Annotated in this window: 3 protein-coding genes; all 3 read left to right on the forward strand. The window is 47.1% G+C overall.

The features are described 5' to 3' along the window. The first annotated feature begins 1 nt into the window (after position 1). Positions 2–1,102: a murein transglycosylase A gene (locus H6S82_RS30915; protein WP_191057304.1), complete on the forward strand. Its 1,101-nt coding sequence runs from the start codon at positions 2–4 to the stop codon at positions 1,100–1,102. A gap of 100 nt (positions 1,103–1,202) precedes the next feature. Further along, entirely contained in the window at positions 1,203–1,439 is a 237-nt protein-coding gene (locus H6S82_RS30920) for a hypothetical protein (RefSeq protein ID WP_190464361.1), read from the forward strand. 391 nt (positions 1,440–1,830) lie between these two features. Further along, the coding region (locus tag H6S82_RS30925; protein WP_191057305.1) for a cation:proton antiporter at positions 1,831–2,053 on the forward strand (223 nt) is incomplete at its 3' end.

The following is a 2,053-nucleotide window of genomic DNA, read 5'->3' on the forward strand; positions in this document are numbered from 1 at the left end:
TTTGCCGGTTCTTTCCATTGTGCCCCTGCAAGTTGTCAGTCCGGACAGACAAGAAGAATTGGGATTGGATGAGCAAATCTGGCGGAATTACGGCCAAAAAGGGGATAGACAAGCGCTTTTGACTGCCATTGACCACAGTCTGACCTATTTGCGATCGCCGAGAGCAATAGCAGCCTACCGACGATATCCGGTGCGTGGAATTACACGCGATCGCGTAATTCGCAGTTTAGAACGTTTCCGCGAGTTAGTACTCTCTTCCAACTCGCCAGAAGAACTGCAAGCTGCTGTGCGAGAGGAGTTTGTGTTTTACCGTGCGACTGGAAAAGATGGACGGGGAACTGTCGGTTTCACAGGTTATTTTGAACCTACCTACACAGCCAGTCGCGTCCCCACACAAGAGTATCGTTATCCACTATATCGGTTACCCCCCAACTTCAGTCGCTGGTCCCGTCCGCACCCCACCCGACTTCAGCTCGAAGGTGCAGATGGACTGTCGGGAGACGGTCGCTTGCGCGGTTTGGAATTAGTTTGGTTGCGCTATCGTTTGGAAGCTTTTCTGGTACAGATACAAGGTTCCGCACGACTGCAAATGACCGATGGTAGCATTATGACAGTCGGTTTTGCCGGTAAGACCGATCGACCTTACAGAAGTGTCGGTCGAGAACTGGTCAACGATGGCAAAATGAACCTGGCAGGCTTGACCTTACCGAGAGTGATCGAATATTTCGATTCATCGCCAGAGGAATTGAATCGCTATTTGCCGCGCAATCCCGGTTTTGTGTTTTTCCGGGAAACAGGCGGTGCTGCTGCAACGGGTAGCTTGTCTGTGCCGGTAACTGCGGAACGTTCCATTGCCACCGATAAATCTTTAATGCCGCCCGGAGCTTTGGCCCTAATTCATGCCCAGATACCTTTTCCCAATCGCAACGGGGAATTAGAGCAACGACGAGTCAGTCGTTACGTCCTGGATCAGGATACCGGCGGAGCGATTAGAGGGCCAGGTCGGGTGGATATTTTTATGGGCACAGGGACTGAGGCAGGCGAGCGGGCTGGTAGAATTAACTCGAATGGAGAACTTTATTATCTGCTCGTAAAAAATTGATCTTGTTTTTGGGAAAATCAACCGGGTTTTTTTGCTTGCGGTCAAAGAAACCCGGTTTTTGCGATCGAAAAGCGATGAGTGACATCGTTGAATCAATCAAATGGAAAGTATAGCCAATTGTCCTAGCCACAATAATGAAGTCATAGTGATTAATATTAATAACGAAATTAGGCAACAAAAAGCAGAAGTTCAGGATGCGACGGATAAAAGCCTTACCTTTAAACAAATTATTGAAATTGCTACACAACTAATAACCACTGCTGGTGTAGCATCTGGTAGAATTGCCCAATTAATTAACAGCCTGCAATCAGCGGGATTATTTCGCTACATTAAATAGGGTGCATCAGAGGATAAAATTAGCGATTATCTGCACAATTCTGGTATTTGACGCACCCCACCGCAGTCTGCCAACATCTCTAAATAGTATTACCAATCAAAGATTATTTTAAGTACGTAGTTGCACTTGGGTGCTAAAGCGCAACTACGTACCTAAGATCGATCGCTTTCCCATCCAGATGCTAAAATACCAAGACTGATAGATCGAGCCTTTTTCACCCAAAATTTTTTGCGAAATTACGTCTTGTGGTAGATGCGCTAGCAAAACTGGAGACTCCAGTAGGTAAGTGGCCTAATCTCCAGTAAAATCTGCACCGAAATATCCCCTAACCCCCATTCAGCTGGTAACTCAAGAATTTATATCTAATCGATCGGCTGCGACAAGAAGACTTATGGAAGCATCTTTTCAAATAACCTTGCAAATCGTCATAGCCGTCCTTGCAGGCACGCTAGCTCAGCTTTTGGCTGCATTCCTGAAAGTTCCTAGCATTGTCTTCTTGTTGCTGTTTGGCATTGTGCTGGGGCCGGATGTTTCTGGGTTGCTGCATCCCAACTTGCTGGGTACTGGTCTGGAAGTTATTGTTGCCCTGTGCGTAGCCGTGATCCTGTTTGAGG

Origin of the sequence: Planktothrix sp. FACHB-1355, assembly GCF_014748295.1 — a bacterium.
Taxonomy (GTDB): Bacteria; Cyanobacteriota; Cyanobacteriia; order Cyanobacteriales; family Aerosakkonemataceae; genus Aerosakkonema; species Aerosakkonema funiforme_A.

Coding starts and splice junctions, on each gene's coding strand:
- H6S82_RS30920 (WP_190464361.1), top strand. CDS start 1,203: ATGGAAAGTATAGCCAATTGTCCTAGCCACAATAATGAAGTCATAGTG.